This is a genomic window from Rhodococcus sp. OS5 (assembly GCF_056837585.1).
Genome location: NZ_JBWWRK010000002.1, coordinates 278,980 through 302,168, shown reverse-complemented (window position 1 = coordinate 302,168; position 23,189 = coordinate 278,980). Strand labels below are relative to the sequence as shown.

23 protein-coding genes are annotated in these 23,189 nt (G+C 60.1%); 16 read left to right on the top strand and 7 right to left on the bottom strand.

Annotated features, from left to right (window positions below; all coding sequences use genetic code 11):
- Positions 1-99: 99 nt before the first annotated feature.
- The gene (locus tag ACVZUB_RS31365; protein ID WP_482628933.1) at positions 100-693 is read right to left on the bottom strand and encodes a sigma factor-like helix-turn-helix DNA-binding protein; all 594 of its coding nucleotides are present in this window, start codon (positions 691-693) and stop codon (positions 100-102) included.
- Positions 694-811: 118 nt separating this feature from the next.
- Here ACVZUB_RS31365 and ACVZUB_RS31360 point away from each other — a divergent pair, with 118 nt between their 5' ends.
- The 4 genes from ACVZUB_RS31360 to ACVZUB_RS31345 all read left to right on the top strand — a co-directional run bounded on the left by ACVZUB_RS31360 (position 812) and on the right by ACVZUB_RS31345 (position 2,893).
- Complete coding sequence (locus ACVZUB_RS31360) at positions 812-1,048, top strand: hypothetical protein (protein WP_225989386.1); 237 nt, start codon at positions 812-814, stop codon at positions 1,046-1,048.
- A gap of 86 nt (positions 1,049-1,134) precedes the next feature.
- Entirely contained in the window at positions 1,135-1,485 is a 351-nt protein-coding gene (locus tag ACVZUB_RS31355) for a hypothetical protein (RefSeq protein WP_482628932.1), read from the top strand.
- 96 nt (positions 1,486-1,581) lie between these two features.
- On the top strand, positions 1,582-2,151 hold the full coding sequence (locus tag ACVZUB_RS31350; protein ID WP_482628931.1) for a 3'-5' exonuclease: 570 nt from the start codon (positions 1,582-1,584) through the stop codon (positions 2,149-2,151).
- Between the two features lie 76 nt (positions 2,152-2,227).
- The gene (locus ACVZUB_RS31345; RefSeq protein WP_482628930.1) at positions 2,228-2,893 is read left to right on the top strand and encodes a TetR family transcriptional regulator; all 666 of its coding nucleotides are present in this window, start codon (positions 2,228-2,230) and stop codon (positions 2,891-2,893) included.
- 26 nt (positions 2,894-2,919) lie between these two features.
- Here ACVZUB_RS31345 and ACVZUB_RS31340 read toward each other — a convergent pair whose 3' ends face one another.
- A complete protein-coding gene (locus ACVZUB_RS31340) occupies positions 2,920-3,267 on the bottom strand; it encodes a hypothetical protein (protein WP_482628929.1) in 348 nt (115 codons plus the stop codon).
- Between the two features lie 261 nt (positions 3,268-3,528).
- Positions 3,529-3,729 carry a hypothetical protein gene (locus ACVZUB_RS31335; RefSeq protein WP_157092595.1) on the bottom strand — a complete coding sequence of 67 codons (201 nt, stop codon included), beginning with the start codon at positions 3,727-3,729 and terminating at the stop codon, positions 3,529-3,531.
- 347 nt (positions 3,730-4,076) lie between these two features.
- Here ACVZUB_RS31335 and ACVZUB_RS31330 point away from each other — a divergent pair, with 347 nt between their 5' ends.
- A complete protein-coding gene (locus ACVZUB_RS31330) occupies positions 4,077-5,015 on the top strand; it encodes a hypothetical protein (protein ID WP_482628928.1) in 939 nt (312 codons plus the stop codon).
- Between the two features lie 346 nt (positions 5,016-5,361).
- Here the strand turns inward: ACVZUB_RS31330 and ACVZUB_RS31325 are convergent, their stop codons facing one another.
- Positions 5,362-8,856 (bottom strand): DEAD/DEAH box helicase, encoded by a 3,495-nt coding sequence (locus tag ACVZUB_RS31325; protein WP_482628927.1) that lies wholly within the window; start codon positions 8,854-8,856, stop codon positions 5,362-5,364.
- Positions 8,857-8,908: 52 nt separating this feature from the next.
- Positions 8,909-9,673, bottom strand: a complete 765-nt coding sequence (locus ACVZUB_RS31320) for a Hachiman antiphage defense system protein HamA (protein ID WP_482628926.1) — start codon at positions 9,671-9,673, stop codon at positions 8,909-8,911.
- Between the two features lie 401 nt (positions 9,674-10,074).
- Here ACVZUB_RS31320 and ACVZUB_RS31315 point away from each other — a divergent pair, with 401 nt between their 5' ends.
- From ACVZUB_RS31315 to ACVZUB_RS31295, 5 genes are all read left to right on the top strand, one after another.
- Positions 10,075-10,707 carry a hypothetical protein gene (locus ACVZUB_RS31315; protein ID WP_482628925.1) on the top strand — a complete coding sequence of 211 codons (633 nt, stop codon included), beginning with the start codon at positions 10,075-10,077 and terminating at the stop codon, positions 10,705-10,707.
- 560 nt (positions 10,708-11,267) lie between these two features.
- On the top strand, positions 11,268-11,483 hold the full coding sequence (locus tag ACVZUB_RS31310; protein WP_047270442.1) for a hypothetical protein: 216 nt from the start codon (positions 11,268-11,270) through the stop codon (positions 11,481-11,483).
- Complete coding sequence (locus tag ACVZUB_RS31305; RefSeq protein WP_482628924.1) at positions 11,484-11,786, top strand: type II toxin-antitoxin system PemK/MazF family toxin; 303 nt, start codon at positions 11,484-11,486, stop codon at positions 11,784-11,786.
- Between the two features lie 28 nt (positions 11,787-11,814).
- Complete coding sequence (locus ACVZUB_RS31300) at positions 11,815-13,782, top strand: hypothetical protein (protein WP_482628923.1); 1,968 nt, start codon at positions 11,815-11,817, stop codon at positions 13,780-13,782.
- The gene (locus ACVZUB_RS31295) at positions 13,782-14,579 is read left to right on the top strand and encodes a hypothetical protein (RefSeq protein WP_482628922.1); all 798 of its coding nucleotides are present in this window, start codon (positions 13,782-13,784) and stop codon (positions 14,577-14,579) included. Before ACVZUB_RS31300 ends, ACVZUB_RS31295 begins: the two co-directional genes overlap by 1 nt.
- Positions 14,580-15,131: 552 nt before the next feature.
- Here the strand turns inward: ACVZUB_RS31295 and ACVZUB_RS31290 are convergent.
- Positions 15,132-17,750: an excinuclease ABC subunit UvrA gene (locus ACVZUB_RS31290; RefSeq protein ID WP_482628921.1), complete on the bottom strand. Its 2,619-nt coding sequence runs from the start codon at positions 17,748-17,750 to the stop codon at positions 15,132-15,134.
- Positions 17,751-17,933: 183 nt separating this feature from the next.
- Here ACVZUB_RS31290 and ACVZUB_RS31285 point away from each other — a divergent pair, with 183 nt between their 5' ends.
- The 6 genes from ACVZUB_RS31285 (at position 17,934) to ACVZUB_RS31260 (ending at position 22,097) form a co-directional block, all read left to right on the top strand.
- Positions 17,934-18,320 carry a VOC family protein gene (locus ACVZUB_RS31285; RefSeq protein ID WP_482628920.1) on the top strand — a complete coding sequence of 129 codons (387 nt, stop codon included), beginning with the start codon at positions 17,934-17,936 and terminating at the stop codon, positions 18,318-18,320.
- Positions 18,321-18,366: 46 nt separating this feature from the next.
- The gene (locus tag ACVZUB_RS31280) at positions 18,367-18,759 is read left to right on the top strand and encodes a nuclear transport factor 2 family protein (protein WP_482628919.1); all 393 of its coding nucleotides are present in this window, start codon (positions 18,367-18,369) and stop codon (positions 18,757-18,759) included.
- A gap of 49 nt (positions 18,760-18,808) precedes the next feature.
- The gene (locus ACVZUB_RS31275; protein WP_482628918.1) at positions 18,809-19,225 is read left to right on the top strand and encodes a PPOX class F420-dependent oxidoreductase; all 417 of its coding nucleotides are present in this window, start codon (positions 18,809-18,811) and stop codon (positions 19,223-19,225) included.
- A gap of 57 nt (positions 19,226-19,282) precedes the next feature.
- Complete coding sequence (locus ACVZUB_RS31270) at positions 19,283-19,732, top strand: MarR family winged helix-turn-helix transcriptional regulator (protein WP_482628917.1); 450 nt, start codon at positions 19,283-19,285, stop codon at positions 19,730-19,732.
- Positions 19,733-20,178: 446 nt separating this feature from the next.
- On the top strand, positions 20,179-20,730 hold the full coding sequence (locus tag ACVZUB_RS31265) for a class I SAM-dependent methyltransferase (RefSeq protein ID WP_482628834.1): 552 nt from the start codon (positions 20,179-20,181) through the stop codon (positions 20,728-20,730).
- Between the two features lie 815 nt (positions 20,731-21,545).
- Complete coding sequence (locus ACVZUB_RS31260) at positions 21,546-22,097, top strand: winged helix DNA-binding protein (RefSeq protein WP_283568485.1); 552 nt, start codon at positions 21,546-21,548, stop codon at positions 22,095-22,097.
- Positions 22,098-22,105: 8 nt separating this feature from the next.
- On the opposite strand, the gene ACVZUB_RS31255 is transcribed toward ACVZUB_RS31260, so the two are convergent.
- A complete protein-coding gene (locus tag ACVZUB_RS31255) occupies positions 22,106-22,858 on the bottom strand; it encodes an alpha/beta fold hydrolase (protein ID WP_283568486.1) in 753 nt (250 codons plus the stop codon).
- Positions 22,859-23,189: the final 331 nt, after the last annotated feature.

Genomic DNA, 23,189 nt, shown 5'->3' with positions numbered 1-23,189 from the left:
ACTATCTTCGGGTGCCGCTCCTACGGTCGAATGCTTTTATACGACCTGAGCTGTTGTGCCGGTGGGGATGTCGCCCTCCTTTCGCAACGTCGAACGGGTTTATTCGCCTCCCGCTAATGGCATTGTGAGCGTGACGGAATCGAGGTAGGAACGATCGGCGGTGATGTCGATCCGGTGAATCTGCCCGTCGAGGTTGAATGAGATGGTCATCAGTGCATGTAGACGTCCGGACGGTGCGATCACGATGCCAGGTTCGCCGTCGATGAGCACCACTGCTGTCTTTTTCGCGCGGGTGGTGAACTGCCGAGTCTCATTTGCAACCTCGGCGGCCCCACGGATGACTGTCGACGCTCCGGGCGCAACGAGAATTGGATCTACTGTTCGGATCACGTCCGGTGCAAGAAGTTCGAGCAAGGTAGGGATATCGCTTCCGTGTGAAGCGGCGAGGAAGGCTTCTACGATCTTGGTGTGTTCCGCCACCTGTGAGGACGCAGGGGTGGGGGCGGCGTGAATTTTGGTGCGCGCTCGGCTCGCCAACTTCTTACTCGTCGCCGCAGTGCGATCCAGGATGCTCCCGATTTCGTCGAAGGGCATGGCGAATACGTCGTGCATCACGAATGCGACCCGCTCGGCCGGGGAGAGACGTTCGAGGACGACCAGGAGTGCGCGACTGACAGACTCAGCGAGAAGCACTTCCGCGTCCGAGCCGCTTGTTTCGCCTTCGGGAGGACCAGTGCTCGTTATCGTTCGCACGCCACCTACTCGACTCGCCCCTCACACTTCGTCATGTCACTGAAATAGGAGACCTATCGTGTCCGAAACCACCACCACCGCCATCCTCGATCTGAAGCCGGGCGACATCGTCCGAGAGCGCAACGCGGACTGGGCAGAGCCGTTCTGCAACGGCGAATTCTACGACTACACCGTTGAAGTCGTAGAACGGATCAACGAGACCACCGTGCACGTCGGCATTGCCGGCTACACCGGCACACGGGCGTCGATCTCGTACCGCATCGACAATGTCGTCAGCGTTCTAAAGCCGCACTGACCTGCGCCAGCGTGTCGGTGAGCCTTGCAACAATGCACACAAATCAGGCGGAGTACTCCGCAACCGAAAACTCTATGGGGGAAGACATGACGAACAACGACGACACCCACGAGATGCAACGAGCACCTGCAGTGGACCAGGCGCAGCGGCGGTCGAACGCTTACTTCGGTACTGCGATCGCAGCAGTCGGACTGGCCGCCGCGATGGTGCTTGGATTCAAGACCGGGGACTGGTGGATATCCGCAGCGTTGTTTGCCGCCGTTCTCGTGGCTCTGCGCGTCGAATCGGACTTGCGAAACAGCGCCAGCAACGAAGAATTTCTCGGACGATCGGTGCCCGTCGCGATCGGAATCGCGTTTCTCCTCGGCGCTCTCTACGCGATGCGCAGTGGATGGCTGACCGGCGCATTCTCCGCCGTGTCTGCCGGCGCTTTCTAGCTTCTCCGGCCCCGGCCGATTGCACACTGATGGTGAGCCGTAAGGCCAGGCAGGGGACTATCTGTCAGGCAACAGGATTGATGTGAGGGGACGAGGATGCTGGAACTGGCGAACAGCGGCGGTGCGGGTTCGACCCAGGCGTGGGCACAGCAGATGCTCGAACCGGGCATTGCCTGCGTCCTCGACTGCGAAACAACAGATCTGGACGGCGCAATCATCGAACTTGCGATCATCGACGCCGCCACAGGCAACACACTGTTCGACAGCCTGATAGACCCAGGCGGGATCGCTATCGCCCCCGAGGCTGCCCGGGTCCACGGCATCGAAGCCAGCGATCTCCTCGGCGCACCGATGTGGCCGGAAATTTTCCCCGAAATCGCAGAGATAACAGCGTCTCGCATCACACTCGCGTACAACGCACCCTTCGACCAAGGCCGTATCATCGCTGAATGCCACAGATACGGCCTCAACCCAGACCACCTGGGTATCGCCGAACAATGGCAGTGTGTGATGGCGCGCCGCTCGCAGACTCTGGGCATCACCGATCACCTCAAACTCGCAGGCGGACACCGTGCCCGCTCCGACGTCACAGCGACGCACCAGATTCTGCGCGAGATCGCCCGCCACGGAATTGTGCTAGCCGACCGGACACTTCATCTCACCTAGAACACCTGTCCACAGAGGCACAGCGTCGATCGGGTGACGAGCAATGCGCCCACCTCCAGACAAGGACTTTGCAGCGATGAGCGACATCCTCACTTCCCCGCCAACTCACTCACCCAGCCCCCGCCGCTATCGACAACAACCGCGAGCCATCGCGACCCGGGAGAGGATCCTGCTCGTCTCAGCGGAGATGTTCGATGCGAATGGCTACGCGGGCGCCGGCATCAACGAGATGCTCGACAGCAGCGGACTGTCGAAGGGCGCGTTGTACTTTCATTTCGAATCGAAAGAAGCAATCGCCCAAGCGTTGATTGATCAATGGCGGACCTTCGTCGACGACCTTCGCCACGAGGTGAACTCGACCGAAACTTCCGCCCTCGCACAAATCGTGATGCTCTTCCGTGAGCATGCCGAAGCTGTAAGCGAGGATCTTCGACTCCGAGCAGGACTGAAGCTGAGCGTCGAGCAGGGGATCACCGGATCTGGAGGCGCATATCGGGAATGGGTCGACATGGTTGAGGCGCTGGTCGCTTCAGCGATCGACCGGGGGGAGCTGCATGACAACGATGCCGCGCAACGTTTTTCGGAAGCAAGTTGTACGACGTTCCTTGGGACGATCACCGCTCCCCCGTTGATGAACACGTCACCGAGCATCACTGTTGCGATCGACGACATGCTCACCGGCTGGCTCATCGGGGTCTTGTCTGCAGAAGATCCTCAGCGTGCACTGACCGCCACCGGTTAAGAAGAAGTTCTCTCCTAATAGTGCTTCTAGCTGGCGATTCCGTGTAGTTCGTGGGCGATTTCGTCTCCAAGTACGTGGCGGAGGTCGCCCCATCCAATCGAGATGGTGGTGGGCTCACCGAAGGACGTGGGGGTGACCTGTCGAGCGCTCACAGTGTGGCGGTAGAGGGCGCCGGCATCGATGCGGTTTCCGTCAAGATCGGTGTAGCTGGACGTCCGAATTGTGATGGCGTCCGCGACAAAGTATTTCCCCTGATGTTCAAGAAGCTCTCGCCATCCGCGAGGCGGGGTGTAGACGCGCACCTCTTCGATACGCAACGCTGGGGCGTTGTCGTGAGTGTCCAGGCGTCGGGATGTCGTGTGCGATGTGATCATGCGATGACCGTAGTGGATGCGGCCCAGAAATTTCTATCCCACTTTTTCGAATCATCATGGGGTGCAGAATATCTGACCAGGGGCTACAGATTTCTGGTCCAAATCGTCACGAATTCTGTACAGCCTGTCCATGGCGATCAGGTATGCCTGAGTAACTCTGTACGGAAATGTTCGACCGGAATTCCGGTCGAACATTTCCGTATCCTCCAGAAAGTCCGGGGGCCGCCTGTGTTGCAAGGCTTCAATGGAAGCCAAAGAGCCTTAAGCGATTATGCGGTGGGCGGCTGTGGTCACCGCCACTCCGGTGGCGATGACGGCAACAATGCCGGCTCCGGCGAGTCCCACGCTGGCGCAGGCAACAGAGGCAAGCATTGCGATGATCGCCCACCGCAAGGGGAGCCGCTGAGGGCGTGGAGCAGGATTGTTGTCCGCCGTGGCGCGGAAGGGTCGTAGGGTAGTCATTGTCGAGTTTCCTCTCTCTGTCAGATGGATGTCGGCATACGCGGTCCCCGGATTGCGCCCGGGGGCCGCACCTCGATCGAATTGCTCGCTGGCTGCGGCAGTGATCTGTGGTGGGCCGCTTCCAACTTTGTCCTCGAAGACAGTTCAGCGCCAGTCTGGGCTGGTATGGTTGATAGCGGTTTTAAAAATGTAGTTTGACCTTAGGAACGAGGAAACGGCAAAGGTGCATAAATACATGTTAAAACCTTCAATTTAAAACAAGCAGATCGAAGGGCGATGTGACGAAGGACACGGACAGGGCGCGGCTTGAACGACTCAGACGCACAGGGCCTGCGATGACGAAGGCAATGTCGGCAGTTCAGCGAGTGATGGACGACGGTCGTGTGAAGCAGCTCGCCGAGGTGCGTCTACGTCCAGCATTCGTAGTCAGGTCGGATCCAGCGCCGGAAGGGTCGGACCGCAAATTGCCTGAACGCAAATTTCGCCCGCCGTCGACCCGACTGGTGACCTCGCGGGGTTCTCTCCTTCGGTTTGCTCTTTTGACATACTTTGAAGCGCAGACTCAGCTTCATCCAGGTCAGTCGCATGTGTCGAACAGTCGGCCCCTCGTGTGGGCCGGAGGTACCGATATCGGTTGGATTGATCTATTGGTCGAAGACACTCGGGACAACAAGGCACACGACGAGAAGACGACGTACCTCGACGCGCCGGCCAAGATGTTGGATCAGTTGAAGGGCTCAGTGAAAAGACTTGCCCGTCCGGAGAACGAACTCGTGGCTTTGCCCGGCGGTGCAAAATCTGCCAACAAGTTTGAGCATTTCCATCTCCTCCACGAGGGCGGCCGCCGCGACCACGGAGCAAACGTCCGCTACGTTGTTCCGCGCGACGGCGAGGACTATTTCACTGTCCCGGTGGAGTTGTTTACACACGGATGGATCCATGTCCTGGAGGAATCTGAACTCGCATTGCTGCTTGTCTCGGCGTATCAATCCTCAGTCACGGGTGGATCATTCCAGATGACGAGTGAAGAACGCTTGAGGCGCCATGGTTTGAGTCCATCCGCATTCGATCGTCATCAATTCCTGTCATCCCTGGGGCTGCTTGAGGTCATCCCACATGTCATGAGAACCAGCGCCGGCAAGATGATCGGCTACGAAAAACCCGAGCCACATCCCAGTACGGGGAAGGTGTCCAAAACGGGGTTGGTACCGCACACTTTGAACTTTTTGGCCGAAGGTTTCAAGGAGTTGGCTCTACCTGCGGCGTGTGATGTTCTGGATGTGTAAGCCAGGCTTGAGGGTGTCTTCGTGTCCAGAATCGGTGGCGTCTATCCGATTCTCAGGGGCGGTGGCGGGCTCATCTTCAAGCGTGGCCAATCTGGCTACAGTTTCGTGCCTTGCTCGTAGCCTGGACGACCGACGCCCGGAAGGTTTCATTTTTTGTGCATGATGTCTCTGTAATGGGAAGTGCTCCAACAGTATCGACGAAACCGGGCTGCGTCGTGTTCATTCTGAAGCAAGAAGGGTCCGACCAAAATATTTCGGCATACTTCAGACCAAAGGTTACGGAACAATAACGAGGGCCGATTCGAATTGAGTCGACGGAATGATGAGCTCCGGTTTGAAGGGGAGGTCACTGGTTTTGATCGAGCATGGAGAGGAGGAGATCGCGGGGGCCGCGGTAGTACAGCTCTATCGACGAGTCATTTGCGTTGCGGCGGGCGTACAGGACGCCCATTCGATCAGGGTTGATTTCGACGCGCGCTTCGCCCAGATAGGTGAATCCTGTTGACCACAGTTCGACCGCGCCGGGGCCGAGGTCTGTTACGCGCAACCACGCCTTGGGGTGGGGTCTTTCTTCATCCCACTGGACGTCTTCGACATGTTCAATGTGAAATTCCCATGGGATGTTGTTTGAGTCACTTCTGGTTTTCGCGAATTGTAGCCAAGCGCTGTGTGTTTCGGTCGTCGGCCAGTCGGGACTGGAAACGAGTGATGAGGGCAGGTCTCGGATCCATTGACGCATAGTGGTGCTCGAATCGAAGGTTGACTCGATGGCTTCTACTGCCTTGATCGCTGCAGACCGGTGGTCAAATCCGGACCGGATGAGGATCGCTGCCTGTTGATTGAGTGTCCCGGTTTCGATGGCGGCTGTGGCTGTACCGGTGAGCATCTCCGCAATTGGGTTCGCTTGTGCCGTCTCGTAAACCCGTGCGGCTTCCATCCCCCACACAAGCCTGTAGGAGAGATCTGCTTCTACGAACTGAACCACACTGTCCCGGTCGTCGGCGAGTTCTCCCAGCGGCCGGCCGCTTAACCAGTGAGCAAGCACTGGCTCCCACTCCAGAGAAGTTTTGGGTTTGAATTTGTCGACTGCGAACAGTAGAGAAGCAATGTCAGTGATCAGGGTGATAGCGGAAGCTGAGTCACTCTGTGCAATAGCGTCTTCGGACAGAAGAATCTTGTCGACAACGTCGGCTGCGATCAAGCCCAGATCGAATCCGGTTGCAGCTCCCAGGCCGGCAAGGTACCAACCGCGTCGTTGTCTGGGTGTGGAGTTGTTCCAAATGAATAGAGTGCGGTTGGTGACCGCAGCACGTTGTGCGCCGGCCATTTCTGGCGTCAATCGTAGTAGTTGACGTTCCCATAGAGAATCGCGCAGCATGTCGATCAGGAGTTGTGTCACCTGATCTGGGTCCGATTCGTCCTCCCCAATGATGCTGAGAATGCTGGTGTCGAGGAGGGCCAGGTTGTCGTCCCATGATTGTCGGGCTTCTTGCTCCTGTGCGGCTGTCTCGTCTTGTCTGACCGGAAGTGTCCAGTTCGAACCACCAGTGACGTAGTCGATAAAGGGTTGCACCTGTGCTGATCCGAAGGCGTGGAGCACTCGATTGATCAATGCTGCTCCCGCAGAGATCATCCCGGAACGCAACGTCTTGCCCGCTTGGCCAGTCGTCAATTGTCGCCACTGGCGTAGGTGGGATGCTTTCCTCACAAACATGGGGTAGAGCACCAGGCCCTCTGTATCGACGAACGCACGACCGGCGCGTCCTATGACATTGGAGAAGTCGGAACCGCTGAGCAACTTTCCTTCTCGATGAAGACCATGGAAGAGCACTACCGAGGCGGACAGATTCAGTCCCTGTGCAAGGGTCGGGGACGCTATGGTCACCTTGATGACGCCGTCGTGGAGGAGACGCTCGACTTCTTGTCGGAACGGACCTGGTAGTGCCGCGTGGTGAATCGCGACGCCGAGTTCGAGGCATTTGAGGATGGGGTGATCTGCGCCGAACCATTCAGTGCCCACGGAGCGAGCGTCGGCGAGGTCGACGCCGGCGGGAAGGATGGTGTCGATGAATCCCTGTTGATGCAGCTTGAGGATATGGTCGGCGTACGGTCCTACTCCATTGCGTTGAGGGCAGAAGACGAGTACCGACTGGCCTTCCTCGACTAAGCGCCAAGCGGTAGCGATGACGAGTTCCCGATTGTTGCTGGGAAACGCGTTTCTGCGCTTTCCGGTGGGTGCCTTTGCCTCGACGTACCGTGGGATGAAGGTTGTATGGCCGCTGCCGATCGTCATCGTCAAGCGAGCGTGATTCTGGTTCCACTGGACGAGACCGAATTTTTGCTGGGTGGGGCGCCACTTTTCACGGTGCAGGCCGGTGGGGTCGTCGTCTGTCATCCATGCGACGAAGTCATCGAGATCTTCACCCGAGGGAAATACTGCTGAGAGACACACGATTCGTCTGTTGTCGGCGTCATCGCGACGTAGTAGGCGCTGTACTTGCGCTTCGTAGCGAATTTCGCGTTCGGTGGGGCCGATCATGTGTCCCTCGTCAAGGATCACGACGCCGACGTCGTCGAGAACTGAGGGATCTGAGCGCAAAGCGAAGTCAAGTTTTTCGGGGGTTGCGACGACGATGTCGCTCGTTCGAAGCGCATCTTCGTCGATGTCGCTGGTTCCCATGCTTCCGTACAGTGACGAGACTCTTACCCCCAGTGGAGTGAAGGTTCGTTCCAAGATGCGTTCGGTCTGAGCGGACAGGGCTCGAAGGGGAGTGATGTAAACGGCTCTTCGGCCTTGAGCGAGGCACGCGAGAATGCTCAGTTCGGCGATACGAGTCTTGCCGGCGCTCGTAGGTAGAGAGATAACGAGATCGTTTGTGCCAGAGAAGATTTGTTCGACGACGTGGAGCTGGGATGGCCACAAGTCGATTTCTGATCGCTTGCGCACAAACAGCGATGCTACAAATGTTTTGCGGAGTTGTTTCCAGTCTCGTTGATCGGCTTCGGTATCGGCGGTTGCTGCCGGCGGCCGGCTGATGGGAATGTTCTTCCTGATGCTGGTTTCTCGGAGATCGCCGATCAGCCGGCGTGTGAGTCTGTAGATCCACCAGGGTCCGGGGGCGTTGATGTCGCTTGCTGCCTGCTCCCCGCTCGCGAGGTCTGCTATCGCTGCTTGTAGCAGCGGCTCCTGGCCATAGGCAATTGCAAAGAGAGCGCTGGAGACAGCGGACATGTAGTGCTCGCTCAGTAGGGCAACGATAGGTCCCACTTCGGATACTGCGTTCTCGATCTGTGCGCCGGCCGGCTGGGTCGGATCTGCCGTGAGAGTGACTATGTCGGCCGGGTTCCCTCGGAGAGCTTGAAGTAGTGCGTCATCGGAGAAACTAGGTGAGGTCTTCAGCAGTCTGGTGCGTTCTTCGATTTGTCTGGGTTTCCGCAAGATCAGATCGGCTAGGGTGGCTTCCATTGGGGTCATACGTCCCGACTGGATGCTGGCGTCGACGAGTGAGTACGCGCGAGCCGCAAAGTCTCCGAGGTGACTTGCAGCTCCGGCCATCAATCGGTGGAAACTGAGGTCCGCGGATGGTGCTGCGTTGCGGGTGGCAGCCTCCAGCGCATACGAGGCCTGGATGAATCCGCGCCGCGCCAGGCCAAGCTGTTCCGTCCGAGTCGGTTCTTCAATCTCAGTGCTGGGCGCGTCGAGTAGATCGATGCTGGTCGAGATGAGTGCGTAGCTGTAGTTGAGGAGGTCGTTGTCGAGAAAAGGTTCGAAGCGTGGTGAATCTGCCGGCAGAGCACCATCGCGGCGGATACTGGCCTGTGCTTGCCCTTGTGCAAGCATGTTTTCTTGAGATGCGAGTGCTGCTTGCAGGCTTGTGACGAGTTCTTCCGTTTCACGGAGCATAAGAGGAGGCCTGCTCGTATGCCGCTGTGATGAACCTCTGATGGGCAGTCACTCGCAAAATCAGGGCGAGTTGTCGTATGGGGCCGCTGTAGCCGGTGAGGTCAGTCGTGACGTGCTTGGTGGGGTCGTTTTGCGTGAACAAAAACATCAGGTGCAGCACCATGTCGGGACGAATCCCACTGGTTAATTGGTGATCCATCACTGCAAGGCCAAGCGTGCGATTTCCGTCGGCGATGAGCCGTGTCGCAAACTGGGTGAGGGAGTGCTGCGATGGAAGTCCGGACTCTCTCAACAGGCCTGTACGTGCTTCTTCGACGGTTTTTTCATAGATGCGGGTACGACTCTTTGCCTCGCCTTTGGCGAGTTGAAGGCCTGAGGTTGGATCGATTCGTGCTCCGAGTACGTCGTCACCGCGCATCGCCCATGTGGGGTGATCGCGGTGCTCAAGCCTACTGGGCCCAACTGTGTAGTTGAGCTCTTCTTCGAGGTAGGAGGTTGCGAGAATTTCGCCCATATCGCCGGATCTAGAGCCGGCGTCGCCCGGAAAGAGATTTTGCAGGAACCTCGCAACGCCGGGTTTGCCGAGGCTTTGTGCGATGGCAGTCAAAGTGTTTGTGTTCGTGTACTTTTCAGCCAATGTTGCGGCCACGGCTGAGATTCCGTCGTCATCGTTCTTGGAGACGAGGACGCCGGAAGTGTGGCCATTGATCGCAACGAGTACTTCGGGATCGCACCAGCTGTCGAATTGCGTCACGTGCTGCTTCCCTTTGTCGGGTGTACTTCGTTCTGAACATCTGTGACATTAACCGACCGAGTGCCCTGCAGTTGCCAACCGTCCACGCTGCGTTATTTTGGCGGCGGGCAATGACGTGATGCCCCTGCCCCCGGCACCGCGAGGGCCAGGGGCATCTGGGGTTTGCGCCTTGGCTGTGACTATGATTCGAAATAACTGGCACTGCAATGTATTTCGGCCCCTCTAGATTGATCAGGTGGGGGATTCCTGATATGTTTGTGAAGTCCTTTTAGTGGCGGTGCCTGACCAGCCTGCCGATTCGATCACCTGGGAAGGGTGGTTTTCCGATAGCTGTTCTCGATGTGAGTGCGGATTTTGCTGTCACGGCTCCTGTGCGCGATGGAGTGGAGGTGCTTGAGGTGATGCCCGCCCCGTTGGTGTCCGGCTTTCCCTCCGAGGGTGCGTGGTCCGAGGTAGTTGATGAGAGCGGCGATGTGCTCGCTGCAGGGTGGTTCTCGATTGACGCGGAAGTTTCTACGCCGGAGACGGGCAGGGCGGTGTTGGTTTCTCCGCAGTCGGCTGTGCCAGGCCCGAAGTTGCTGTCGGCGTGGGCAGGTTCCGTGCGGCCCACAGAGGTCCGTGCTGCAGCTGTAGCGCCTGGGTGGTTCGGGCAGTACGTATCCCCTGTGTATGAAGCTCAGCGTGTTGTGGTGCAGTTGGAAGCCGAGCGTGAGAAGTGCGCCATTCTGGAGCGCGCGCAGGGTGAGTCCGTGCGTAAGCATCAGGAATGGATCGAGAACTTGAATGATCTGGCTATCGAATGGGCCGATGACGACAGTTTGTGCGAGCAATTCGATCGGTTCATGGAAGAGAACGGGTTGCGAGGGCGTGAGCGTGACCAGGAGGTAGAGGTGACCGTGACTGCAACGATGACAGCGACGGTGCGCGGTGTTTCGCAGCGCGATGCTGTGGAGCGAATTGATTCCGACGATATTCGTGAGCACATCAGCGGCCATCTCTCGTATCTGGATTTCGACTACGCGTTGGCCGACTAGCCAGGGGAGAGGTGAGGCAGGGGAGCGCGCAGCGCCCGGCCTCACCTCGATCTTTGGTGAGCGGAAGAGGGAGCGCGCAGCGCGAGTGTGTTTCTGTTGGTCTTTGGCGTGAGTTTCGTTGGTACGTAGGCACTTCAGGACCCAGCGCAGCGGAGGCCGTGTCAGTCATAGGTTGGCTTGGCGGTGCCTGGTCTGAGTGGCAGATCCACGATAGTGACGTCCGCGCTGTGCGGGCAGCGGACGGAATGATCGCGTATGCCCGCCGCTGCGGTACTGGCACCGAAGGATTGCCCACGGTGTTTGCGGACTTGCGCTCCGATGCACATCACTTGGCCGACGCGTTGGGCGTCGATTTTCGGTGATGCCACACGCAATGGGGAGGGGCATTTTCGCCGCCGAGTTGTACAGCACCGGGTAATTGGGGCACTGACGGCCCGGCAGTCCCCGGACGTTCGGCCGGCAGTCCCCGGCACCGGGAGTGTCAGGGGCGGTGGTTGCAAGGGGATGAATGGATGTGGGACCAGTACCGGTTTGCATCCCAATTCGGTATCATGGTGGTTATGAGTACGCAGATCGCGGTACGGCTGCCCGAGGACATCGTGGCGTTTCTCGACAGTGAGGTCAGTGGCGGGCGCGCGAAAAGCCGTGCCCAAGTCGTGCTTCGAGCGTTGGAGCGTGAGCAGCGTCGGCAGCTGGCGGTCCGTGACGTGGAGATCTTGTCTGACGGCGCAGGTGGCGATGTGAATATCGCTGCCGCGCACGGGAAGAAGAACTGAGTGCGCCCGATCCATGACGCGCGCCTCGGAGATCTTTGTCCGGTCTTGGTTCTGACGAGGGAGTTGGTTCGGCCTCATCTGGGAACGGTCACTGTTGCGCCCATTCGTTCGGTGCGGCGGGGGTTGTCGACGGAGCTGAGTCTAGGTGACGTCAACGGCGTCGAGGACGGATCGGTTGTCGACTGCGACGGGGTTACGACCATCCCCGTGTCCGCTCTCGGGGCGAACAGAGGATTTCTTCTGCCGGCTCAGGAAGTGTTGTTGAGCAGGGCGTTGCGATCTGCATTCGATCTCGAGTCATGAGGGCATCAGCAGCGATGATGTGGCAGCGATGGCGGTGAAGAAGTGGGAGCAGATTCCCCTGTTCGATCTCGATCCTCCTCCGGTGCCCGAAGTTCAGGGGGATGGTCCTGATCTCGATTCTGAACCGGCCCTTTTCGAGCTCGACGACGCCGCAACGCCGGAATCCGATGCTGACGTGATGGATGCCCATGCGCCGATCGCGGAGGATGGTGTCGACGCGGAACCAGAAGGCGAATCGGAAACTGGCGAAAGCGTCGACGCAGATCGTCAAGGTGCCGGCTCGACGTCGCCCGTGTCATCGGTCGCAGATACTGAGACCGTTGTGCCCCAAGACGACCCCACTGCTGACGTGGAACCGGGACCCACCCCGGCGTCCGAACGGGGCGCAACCGAACCGGCCGCCCTACCTCCCGCCAGCGAGGCAGCAGACGGCCACGCTGTCATTGTCACAGCAGCCGGCACCTATACACCGTCTGGCCATACACTCACGGGCCCAGTAGATTCCATCGAAAAACTCGACAAACTGATCAGATGGGCAACGCTCACCCCGCTGGGCGCACCGGCACAGATCTGGATAGTGGGAATCGAAGCCTGCGAAATGCTCGGATGGATCATCGACCCAGGCAGCGAAGACGACGTCGACGACATGGAAATCCTGCGCACACGCGCGGCCGAAGAACTCACAGCGATCCTCCATGCCACGCTGACCCCGATGCTGACCGCAGGATGGGAACTCCGCGGAGAACCCGGCCACGTCGTTCACCTCTCCCGCACCACCGGGAACTTCACGTCCATGGTCGACATTTTCATCGAACCCTACGTGTGGACCTATTGGAACAAAGACTTCGGATGGGGCAATCGAGTGGGAGACATGGGGATCCTCGGATCACCGGCCGCGGGAACCTACCTCCCCGACGACGACCTCCCCGCTGCCCGCGAACTGGGACGCCGACTCGCCTGGTGCGCACAACACCTCGGCGTACTACCCGGCCCCACCCCAGCACGCACCGGCGCCGCCATCGTCGACAAGATCAAACGCGACCGCACCCGCAGCGGTAAAGGAATCGTCGTCACTGCCGGTGGGCCGGTCCCACCGCTGGACGGCGAACCCCGCGGAGATCTCGAACCTGCAGTCGGATGGACCCGCATCCCGGGCAGCGAAGAACTGTCCGACGCAACACAACTGGTATCGATAGACCAACGAGCCGCATACCTCGCTTCCGCTGGCATGCTCGAATTCGGCTACGGAAAACCTCGGCATCTTCGCGGCGAGAACGCGCTCGACGCTGCGCGGCAATCGAAAACCCCGTTCGGACTCTGGCATGTAACCCTCCCACCCGGTGACATGCTGGCACTGCCACCCGCTCTACCGTTGCCTCACCCACACATGCTCGCCGACCAACCCGTGCAGACGTGGATCACCACCGTCAGCCTCGACGCACTGCAAACCTCCATCGCAGATGGCGGAATCGGCGCAGAACTCGACGACCTCGACATCACCGAAGCATGGGTCTACCCCGAACAAGGTCGGGCCCTCGACAAGTGGGCGAAAATCTTGAGAGAAGCCCGCAAAGTTGCCGTCGACACCGGCGACACAGCAATGAAACGGTTCATCGGCTCCTGCTACAAGGGCTACATCGGCCGAATGGTCAACCCCGACATGTGGACCGCCAAACAAATGCAACACCACCACCAACCGCTCTGGCGAGCAGCGATCATCGCACACTGCCGCTGGCGAGGCCGCCGCGTCGCGATGCGCATCGCGCGCGAAACCGGCCGATGGCCACTGCGCACCGTCACCGACTCCTGGGTCTACCCCCTGCCCCCGGGCATCGACATCGCAGACGAGAGTGACGCGCTCGGGAAGATGACTCTGGAAAAGAGTGCCCCGCTCACCGAGGACGTCACTGTCATGCTGACCGACGCCCGTGATACCCACGAGATCAACCTCGCGCTCAAAGCTGCGTTCACCGGCGAAGATGAAGGAAACATATAGTGGCTCTGCATCTTCCGAAACCGCGATCAACCAAACCCGCACAGAAGACCGTCGGCTTGGACGGACTCAACGTATCCGTCTCGACAGCAGCGACCAGCGGTGTCGAAAAATCGAAATCGGTCAAAAGTGGGGGATTAGCCGGACTCACCAGCAAAGTCTCCGTACGCCAGCTCCGTACCGAAATCGGCAAAGAAGGCCTACGGCAAGCAGCTGTCGACGCCGGAAGAAAGCCCCCCTCTGACCGAACACTGCGCCGCTGGGCGCAGCAAGGACGAATCCCACACCCCGACGTCACCGAACGCGCCCAACGGCGAGCAGCCATCGAACGCCTCGGCGGAATCGATGCTGTCGCCAAGAAAATCGGCCGTTCACGATCAGCGGTCTCTCGCTACCGCTCCGGCGAAACCAACGAACTACGCTCAGACGCGAAAAAGAAACTCAAAAACGTCAAAGCCCGCGACATCATGGACCGCGCCGGCGTACTACGACCCGACGGACAACCCAAAAAGGCCACCATCCGAGTCCGCGGGGGAGTGTCCGTCCGCAACGGCTCCGAAGAAGGCTACGACTACCGAGTGCGTACCCTCGACTTCGCGAACTCCGACAGCCCCTTCAGTCTCGACGAAACACGAGAACTCGCCATGGCTTTGGCAGGCGACGATCATGCCCGGGTGGTTGCCATCCTCGAACGTCACGCCACGATGGATTACCCCGAAAACAAGGGCTTCGACCAGTACGGCGACACTTTCGGTTTCCACTTCGATTCCATCGAATCCGTCCACATCGACTGGACATAAAGCTGCCCTGCCCCTCGATTAGCCGGGTAGGACTGGGGATGGCGCTCGTAGAGCCTCAGGCTGAGGCTGAGGTGGTGAAGATTTGGCTGGTGCCGAGTGTCCCGATCAGCGGGCCGTTTCTGGTTCAGTTGCTGCACCGTGCACCCTGCAAGTGTTGAGTTGTAGGGAATTGACGTCTGTCGACTGTTCACCTATCCGGAGAAAAAGCACTCCCCACGCAACGCACCCGAATGACAGCGACTGCCTTGCATACCTAGTTCCGCAGGATTGTCGTGACGGTTCGCCGACCAACTACGATGCCGTCGATAGACAGTTCAGACGTGATTCGCGAGACCGACCATTTCCGGCTTCGTCGCATTAACTCGATCTCCGCCACGCTCCCCGTACCTGAGGCGGTCGGTTGTCTCGTGCCGCATTCAGGCTGTACTCCCCGACCTAAGCAGGCTGTTGATGACGACGCGCATATTCGCTGTCGAAATGTCGGCGCACCGAAGCCGGAATTTGCCAAGGCTGGTGACACGTGGATCGTTCCACGTTGTCGGTGTGGCTTGTTCAGTCGCGAGAGTAGGTCTGAGCCAGGACCGGCCGGGTTCGCAGGTGCGTGCCCAGGTAGCGGCCGGTGATGCTGTCGTGGTCGGCGGCAACGTCGTCGGGTGCGCCGGTGGCGACGATGCGCCCGCCGGCATCGCCGCCTCCGGGGCCCATGTCGATGATGTGGTCGGCGTTGGCGATCATGTCGAGGTCGTGTTCGATGACGACGACGGTGGCTCCGTTGCCGTTGAGGCGATCGATGACCGTGAGCAGTGTGCGGACGTCGAGGGGGTGGAGTCCGACGCTGGGTTCGTCGAAGACGAAGAGAGTGTCGGCTTGGTCGCGGCCGAGTTCGGTGGCGAGCTTGAGTCGTTGCGCTTCTCCGCCTGAGAGGGCGGGTGTGGCTTCTCCGAGAGTGAGGTAGCCGAGGCCGAGGTCGATGAGGGCCTGGAGGCGAGTGCGGACGCGCCTCAGGTCGGTGGTGAGGGCTAGGGCATCGATAACGGTGCGGGACAGGATGTCCGGGAGTGAGATGCCGCCCGAATCAGTGGCGTGGGGGGTGGTGCGGCGGATCTGGTGGGCAGTGGGGGCGTAACGAGTGCCGGCGCAGTCCGGGCAGTCGATGTCGACGTCCGGCAGGAATTGCACGTCGAGTGAGATCTGGCCGGTTCCCTGGCAACGGGGGCAGCGCAGGGATCCGGTGTTGTACGAGAAGTCGGCTGCGGTCAGTCCCTGCTCTGTGGCTGCGGGTGTCGAGGCGAAGGCGCGTCGCAGGTCGTCGAGGATCCCGCTGTAGGTCGCGACGGTGGATCGCACGTTGACACCGATGGGGGTGGCATCGACCACGTTCACGCGCGTGATGTGCGGTGCGTCGAGACCTGTGACGTGTGCAGGTGGGCGTTCGCCGGCACCGCGGGCCCTCAGCGTCGGCACGAGGCTCTCGAGAACTATGGTGGTCTTTCCGGACCCGGAGACGCCGGTCACCGCGGTGATCCGCCCCAGCGGGATGTCCACGGCAAGAGCGTGAACGGTATGTAGGGGCAGGGTGGTCAGGTGTATGCGTCCGCGAGCGAACACCTGATCGGACGGGGCGCGGTCGCGTACGACGACGTCCTCACGACCGACGAGGAATCCACCGAGCAGCGAAGCCGGGTCGTCTCCCAGATCGGCGGGTGTGCCGGTCGCCGCGACGCGTCCGCCGTCGCTGCCCGCGCCGGGACCCATCTCGACGATCCAGTCGGCCTCACGGAGGACCTGGACGTCGTGATCGACACAGACCACGGAGTTTCCGTCGAGGAGTAGGTCTCGCATGATGTCGAGGAGGGCATCGACGTTGGACGGGTGCAGTCCGATGGAGGGCTCGTCCAGAACGTAGAGCACCCCGGTCGTCCGGTTGCGTACTGCGCGAGCGAGTTGGACGCGTTGCCGTTCGCCGGTGGACAGGCTCGAGCTTCCGCGATCGAGCGTCAGGTAACCCAGGCCGAGGCCGAGGAGGCGGCGGGCCATCTCGAGGAGTGTGTCGACGAGGTTGCGGCCCATCTGCCTCATGTCAGACGGCAGTGACTTCTCGATGGTGGGGGCCCAGTCGGTGAGGTCGTCGAGAGTCTTGGCGGTGGCCTGGCCGAGATCGATCCCGCCGATATGCGGCTGGAGGGCTGCGTCGCTGAGGCGGACACCGTGACAACTCGGGCAGGTGTTGGTACTGATGTACTTGTCGACCCGTGACAGTCCTTTCTCGCTGGTCGCCTTGTTCAGTGCTTCCTCCACCGCGCGGACGGCATTGCGGTAGGTGAAGTCCATCTCGAACAGCTTGCCGTTCTTCGTGGGAACGGTGATGTGCCGTTTCTCTTCCGGGCCGTGCATCACGATGTCGCGCTCCTCGGCGCGAAGTTCCTCGTAGGGGACGTCGGTGCGCACGCCCATTTCGGCGACCACACGGGGCATCACCGTGAGACCGAACATCGACCAGGGAGCCACCGCGCCGGCGTCGATCGTCAGGCTCGGATCGGGGACCAGCATGGTCTCGTCCACCTCACGCACCACCCCGGTGCCCGAGCACCGTGGGCAGGCGCCGTCGGAGTTGAAGGCGAGCGACTCGGCACCCGGGGGATAGAAGGTCACCGCGCAGACCGGACAGGTCAGGTCGTGATCGAGGGCGACTTCGACTGTGGGGTTGAGGCGATGGCCGTTGGGGCAGCAGTGAGAGCCCAACCTGGAGAACATCAGTCGCAGCACATTGAGCAGTTCGGTCGACGTGCCGAACGTGCTGCGCACTCCGGGCACGCCGGGCCGCTGGCGCAGGGCCAGTGCGGCCGGAACGTGCTCGACGCTGTCAACGGCGGCGCGGGGAGACTGCGACATTCGGCGGCGCGTGTAAGTCGACAGGGCCTCGATGTAGCGGCGCGAGCCCTCCGCGTACAGAACCCCCATCGCCAACGACGACTTACCAGATCCCGACACTCCTGCCACTGCGACGAGCATGCGCAGTGGTATCGAGAGGCTGATGTCATCGAGGTTGTGAACCTTCGCACCGCGCACCTCTATCGCCGTCGGCTGCTCGCACGTGGCAACAGGCACCCGCCGAGCCTGTGCGTCACTGCTTATATGGACCACGGTCGCGGGGATCTCGTCGCGTGTCATTACTTCTCCTTCGTCGGGCGGTGCAGTGACATGCCCGAATGGCCCGAGGATGCCCGGGGCTCGTCCACCATCTCGACTCAAGATTACACATACAAGGAATTTGCTTCCAAGGAATATATATGCCATGGTGATGGAGTGGCCCCCAGCACGGGGTCATTCACGACGACGCGAAGGTTGTGCATTATGACTGCTCCTGCCCTGAACTCCGTAGCCTGGTTCGAATTCGGTTCCGACAAATCCGCGGAGATCCAGAGCTTCTACGGCCGACTGTTTGACTGGACCTTCACCCCCAATCATGATCTTCCCGGCGTCAGCTACCACGCCGCGAGCACCCCGGGTTCTCCTCGGCCCGGCGGCGGCATCTTCGAGTCCGATGGTAAGTTCCCCGATTACGCGATCTTCTACGTGCTCGTCGCCGACGTCGTCGAGACCATCGCCCGCGCGACCGAGCTCGGTGCCGAAGTTCTGATGGAGCCGCTGACCGACGCCTCCGGAGTCACCTTCGCACGTCTTCGCGACAGCACAGGCAACCATTTCGGGGTGTTCTCTGCCCCTGCTCCGGCGAACTGACCGCCCGAACATCTTCTGTGGACACACGAACCAAGGACGCACACTCATGAGCACGACCATCGATCTCGCACGCACCTACTTCACCGCCGTACAGGCCGGCGACATGCCCGCACTCGGTGATCTGCTGGCCGAGGACATCGTCTGGCACCAGCCGGGTGCGCATCGCTTCTCCGGCGACCACCGTGGTCGCGACGCGGTGTTCGCCCTCCTCGGCGCCATGATGGAAGCCAGCGCCGGCACCTTCGCGATCGACGCCGTCCACTCGTACATGGACAACGGTGACCTGGTCGCTGCATCTATTCACTTCTCCGGCCGCCGTGGTGAGATGGCCATGGCCATGGACGGGGTGGATCTGCTGCGCATCACCGACGGCAAGATCACCGAGATGTGGCTGTTCTCTACCGATGCCGCAGCCGAGGACGCATTCTGGGGACACTGAACCACCGCCACTGCTCGCGCGACGACAGGAACTCGACACCATGCCCATCATGAACGACGACCAGTGGCGCACGTTCGTCTCCGCCGGAACGCGCACCGGAAAACTTGCCACGGTCCGAGTCGACGGCAGTCCCCATGTCGCACCACTCTGGTTCGTTCTCGACGGTGATGAACTGGTGTTCCAGACCGAGGTCGCCTCAGTCAAAGGCCGTAATCTCGCGCGGGATCCTCGTTTCGCGCTCATTGTCGACGATGAGCGGCCGCCGTACTCGTTCGTCATGTTTCAGGGCGCCGCCCGTATCGACTCCGACCCAGGCGAGGCGCGACGCTGGGCCGGCAGGCTCGGCGCACGCTACATGGGTGAGGATCGGGCGGAGGAGTACGCCGACCGCAACGGAGGATCCGGCATCGTCACCGTGCACGGCCACATCGACACAGTCATCGCGTTCGACGGCGTCGCCGATTGAACTGAGCATTGGGGTGCGCTCACACCTGCACACCCACCCACACCCCACGGAACGGTAATGACGAACGACCTCACAGCCTTGTACGACAACCTCGTCCGGTACGAAATCGATTTGTGGAACGCGATCGATGCCGCACTGCGGGCGGAGTGCGGGCTGCAATTGACCTGGTTCGAGATCCTTCGATTGCTTTCTGCCCACGACGGTGGTGCTCGTGTGCAGGACATCGCCGCCGAGTTCGCCATCACCGTGGGAGGTACAAGCAAAGTCGTCGACCGCATCGAAGCCGCCGGCTACTGCGCCCGCCACGCCAACCCCGACGATCGCCGATCCTCCCTTGTTGCGCTGACATCTACCGGGCGTCAGGTCCTTGCGGCAGGGGCAATCGTCTTCGATCGCGAACTCGACCAGCGCATCGGCTCGGTACTCGACCGCGACACCATTCACGCTGTCAGCTCTGCGCTTGCAGCGTTACGGGCAGCAGGGAGAGTTGCTGCACTCGGTCAGTAGCAGCACGTTTGACGGCCCAGTGGTCGAAGCGCCTTCCCGCTACCGACGGCGACTCGCAGGCTTCGGCGCGGCTGGCACATGACAGACCTTCCGGGCACCGAGGGCTTGACGGTGGTCGCGATCGTCGTCGTGTTCGCTCCTCATCGGCGCATAAATGTGACGATGTGATCAGGGGTGAGCAGTTCGGTGTTTCAGCGTAGCGCTGACTGTTTGGCTGCAGCCCTGTCCGGATCTGTGACTTCGCCGGTGACCGCACCGTATTCGTCGCGTACACCTCACGGATTCGCCGACTGCTTCAAGTATCAAATAGCTGTGCCGGTTGTGAACGGACGAAGCGCGTCCATGAGCGCCGCCGTCGATGCGGAACCGATTCCTGAGGAGGACTCGGACATCGTCGATGAAACTCTAATCCGACCGTGGCCGGCTACAGAGGAGACAATATTTCCATGGAAGACATGTTCGTGATCCCCGCAGGCAAAGCGGGTGAGCGAGGCGCCGACCTCATGGTCCGGGCGGGTGGAAAGATGGCTCGCCGCGTTGTCGAGGTGCTAGCTCCGCGCCGGCACAATCGAATAGTCGAGATCGGTTTCGGCCCGGGATTGGCGCTCGAGCTTCTCGCCCGGGAGGTCCCCGACGGCCATGTTACCGGCGTGGACCCATCGGAGCTGATGCATCGGCGGGCCACGGAACGCAATGCGGCAGCAATCGAAGACGGCCGGATGACCCTCGTACGGGGAACCGTCGCCCACTTACCATTCGACGATAACTCTTACGATGCGGCGCTGACGGTGGACAATCTGCATTTCTGGCCGGATCCAGGAGCCGGGTTGTCTGAACTACGTCGAGTTCTGCACGATGGCGCCGTGATGGTAGCGGCGTTCACGCCGCCCTCCGGCGGTCCTCCCGCCGGATTCGAGCACTTGTTCCGTCGCGCTGGCTTCTCCGATGTCGCAACTCAAAGCTTCCCGGAGGGGGTGGTGCTCTCGGCCGTCAACTAGACGACCGAGCCCCACTGCCGCCGGCAATGCGAGAGCTGACGCGGTCACGATAGCTGCGGCTATCGGCGTTCTCGGCGGCATGAAGGCGTCGACATCGATATCACCGTCGGGGTGCGGTGGGGGAAGGTCTGCGGGATGTAGCCCACCCGGGAGAGTTCGGTTGACTCACTTCGAGGCACAGGCGGGAGATGTCTATCTCAGGCAGCGGTATGGCTACCCGACGAGTTCGACATCATGCGACGGGCCGCAGCCTTCTCTCCACTGTCAGCGAAGCATAACGGTGTGGCACAGGGCGGGCTGGTCCTTCGTGGTCGAGAAGGGTCTGTGTCGCAATTGCCTCCCTCACCAACGCCCAGCCCGTCTACTACAGCCCTGCGTCAACACCGTCCCTACCCACAACAACTAGATGTATGGCGTTGTGTAATAGCAGTTCCCATACTTCTCGATCGAATCGGAAGGTGGGACATGCACGGAACTTGTTGTCATCGAGCTCGTTTCGAATCCCATCGCACGCGCCTGGCCCCGGAACACTGTGTATTGCAACGACTCCGCATTGGGAGCAATAAAGCATGTCCTAGCTGGAAGAATGTGCGACGATGTCTTTCTACGTAAAGCTGACACGGTCTGTGTGGGCTCCGTCGCCGATCAGAACGCGCTGGTTTCGAAGCAAGTGGAGGACTCGGATATGGCATTGCCTACGATAGCCTCAACAAACGAGTGATTTTCAAGTCAAACCCATGCGCGCGTCCTAACCTCCGAACAAGTTGCGGTGTCGGCTCGACTGGCACACTTACAAGGTGCGAGGAGATGAGCTGATGAACGCGAGGGCCGGAGCTGCAGGGTCGAACTGGCATCTAGCGACTGATGGCGATGATACAGCCGTGACGATGTTCGAGTTTGCACTAATTCAGACTTTCGAAGCATTCCAACGGTCCGTGGTGCAGATACAACGGATCGTTGGGGATGCCAACATTCAATTCAGCGAGGGAGTGTTGCTGCATATTGTTCGCATGCAGGAGCGGGCTAAGGACGCCACCACACTCACTCGACTGCTCAACCGCGATGATTTGCCGAATGTGTTGTACAGCTTGCGAAAGCTTGCGGCGTTGGGGCTGGTCCGTAAAGTTCGTGTCGGTGCGACGACACTTTTCGAGATCACCGATGCAGGGGTCGTGGCGACAGATCGCTACGCAGAGTTGAGACGCGAAATTATCGTGGCAAACATGGGAGACATCGTCGATGTACAGAAGAGGCTCCAACAGGCCACCGAATTACTGCACTCCTTGACCGGTCGATACGACACCGCTGCCCGAGAAGTCGCCGGTATGGATCCGGCTTCTCTGTTCGGTGACCGCGACAACTCGTAGGTCAGGCATTACGACGCTAGAAGAAACGGCAACACGGCTGCTAGGTAAGCGTCCGGCCGCTCGACAGGGGCCCAATGGCCACAACGATTGAGGGCAACCAAATCGGCCGACTCGATATATCCGGTGAGAAGCAATGCTTGTTCGATCGGCACAAGCCGATCATGGCGGCCGTGCACGATAAGGGTCGGGGCTTCGATTCTGTGAAGATCGGCGAGATTGCTGTGTGGAGTGGGGGTGCTCGCATTCATCGCCTCGGCGTGAGCAGGCTCGTCGACTCGGAGTCGGAACATTTTTTCGACCAGGTCGTCGGTGATAATAGCGGGATCGTAGACCATCGACGTCAGTAGTCGATGGATATTCCGCCTGTCAGGGTTGCTTGTTTGACATTCAAACCATAGTCGCATTCCTTCGCTGGGAAATGGTGACAATGTGTAGGGATCGCCTCCGGATGACGCGTGACAGGAACCGAGAACTAGTTTGTCGACGCGATCTGGCCGAGCGAGTGCCATGTCGATGGCTACGGTAGCGCCCATCGATACTCCTAGGTGTGATGCCTGTTCGATGCCCAACTCGTCCATCACTGCGAAAGCGTTTCGGGCACACACGTCATGAAACGGTTCGTGAAACACTCGGGGGCTGCTTCGGCCGAAGTTGGGGTGGTCTATGAGGATGCAACGAAAATGCTTGGCCAGTGTGGGCAAGATGCGACTGTACGTCAGCCAGGCGGTGGTCCCGGGCAATGGACCGAAAGCTTGACTCATCAGAAGGGGCGGACCACTGCCCAAATCGTGAAAGTGGATGCGGTTCGTGCCGACTTTCAAGGTTCGGCTTGAGCTGGTCTCGTCCACGGTTGGCCTTTCGTTCGTAGGCGTAGGTTCAGCCGATTACGACTGATGCTGGGTTCGACCATGCTCCATCTCACGCAGAGCCACATGCGAATTTTGTTTCACTCCTCGGAACAAATCCCCAGCTCAGATGCGTAGTGCAATCCGCAATTGAAATTCAATCGACTTTCGAGTACAACTAAAGTGGTGATGAACGTCACGATCAGCCGGACGGCCGGGTATGCCACCTAAACCGACGCACTGGTCT

Bases quoted from the DNA above. Each gene is read 5' to 3' on its own strand.
- ACVZUB_RS31355 (WP_482628932.1), top strand. From the start codon at position 1,135: ATGACGAACAACGACGACACCCACGAGATGCAACGAGCACCTGCAGTG.
- ACVZUB_RS31350 (WP_482628931.1), top strand. From the start codon at position 1,582: ATGCTGGAACTGGCGAACAGCGGCGGTGCGGGTTCGACCCAGGCGTGG.
- ACVZUB_RS31345 (WP_482628930.1), top strand. From the start codon at position 2,228: ATGAGCGACATCCTCACTTCCCCGCCAACTCACTCACCCAGCCCCCGC.
- ACVZUB_RS31340 (WP_482628929.1), bottom strand. From the start codon at position 3,267: ATGATCACATCGCACACGACATCCCGACGCCTGGACACTCACGACAAC.
- ACVZUB_RS31335 (WP_157092595.1), bottom strand. From the start codon at position 3,729: ATGACTACCCTACGACCCTTCCGCGCCACGGCGGACAACAATCCTGCT.
- ACVZUB_RS31330 (WP_482628928.1), top strand. From the start codon at position 4,077: ATGTCGGCAGTTCAGCGAGTGATGGACGACGGTCGTGTGAAGCAGCTC.
- ACVZUB_RS31325 (WP_482628927.1), bottom strand. From the start codon at position 8,856: ATGCTTGCACAAGGGCAAGCACAGGCCAGTATCCGCCGCGATGGTGCT.
- ACVZUB_RS31315 (WP_482628925.1), top strand. From the start codon at position 10,075: ATGCCCGCCCCGTTGGTGTCCGGCTTTCCCTCCGAGGGTGCGTGGTCC.
- ACVZUB_RS31310 (WP_047270442.1), top strand. From the start codon at position 11,268: ATGAGTACGCAGATCGCGGTACGGCTGCCCGAGGACATCGTGGCGTTT.
- ACVZUB_RS31300 (WP_482628923.1), top strand. From the start codon at position 11,815: ATGGCGGTGAAGAAGTGGGAGCAGATTCCCCTGTTCGATCTCGATCCT.
- ACVZUB_RS31290 (WP_482628921.1), bottom strand. From the start codon at position 17,750: ATGACACGCGACGAGATCCCCGCGACCGTGGTCCATATAAGCAGTGAC.
- ACVZUB_RS31285 (WP_482628920.1), top strand. From the start codon at position 17,934: ATGACTGCTCCTGCCCTGAACTCCGTAGCCTGGTTCGAATTCGGTTCC.
- ACVZUB_RS31280 (WP_482628919.1), top strand. From the start codon at position 18,367: ATGAGCACGACCATCGATCTCGCACGCACCTACTTCACCGCCGTACAG.
- ACVZUB_RS31275 (WP_482628918.1), top strand. From the start codon at position 18,809: ATGAACGACGACCAGTGGCGCACGTTCGTCTCCGCCGGAACGCGCACC.
- ACVZUB_RS31270 (WP_482628917.1), top strand. From the start codon at position 19,283: ATGACGAACGACCTCACAGCCTTGTACGACAACCTCGTCCGGTACGAA.
- ACVZUB_RS31265 (WP_482628834.1), top strand. From the start codon at position 20,179: ATGGAAGACATGTTCGTGATCCCCGCAGGCAAAGCGGGTGAGCGAGGC.
- ACVZUB_RS31260 (WP_283568485.1), top strand. From the start codon at position 21,546: ATGAACGCGAGGGCCGGAGCTGCAGGGTCGAACTGGCATCTAGCGACT.
- ACVZUB_RS31255 (WP_283568486.1), bottom strand. From the start codon at position 22,858: ATGAGTCAAGCTTTCGGTCCATTGCCCGGGACCACCGCCTGGCTGACG.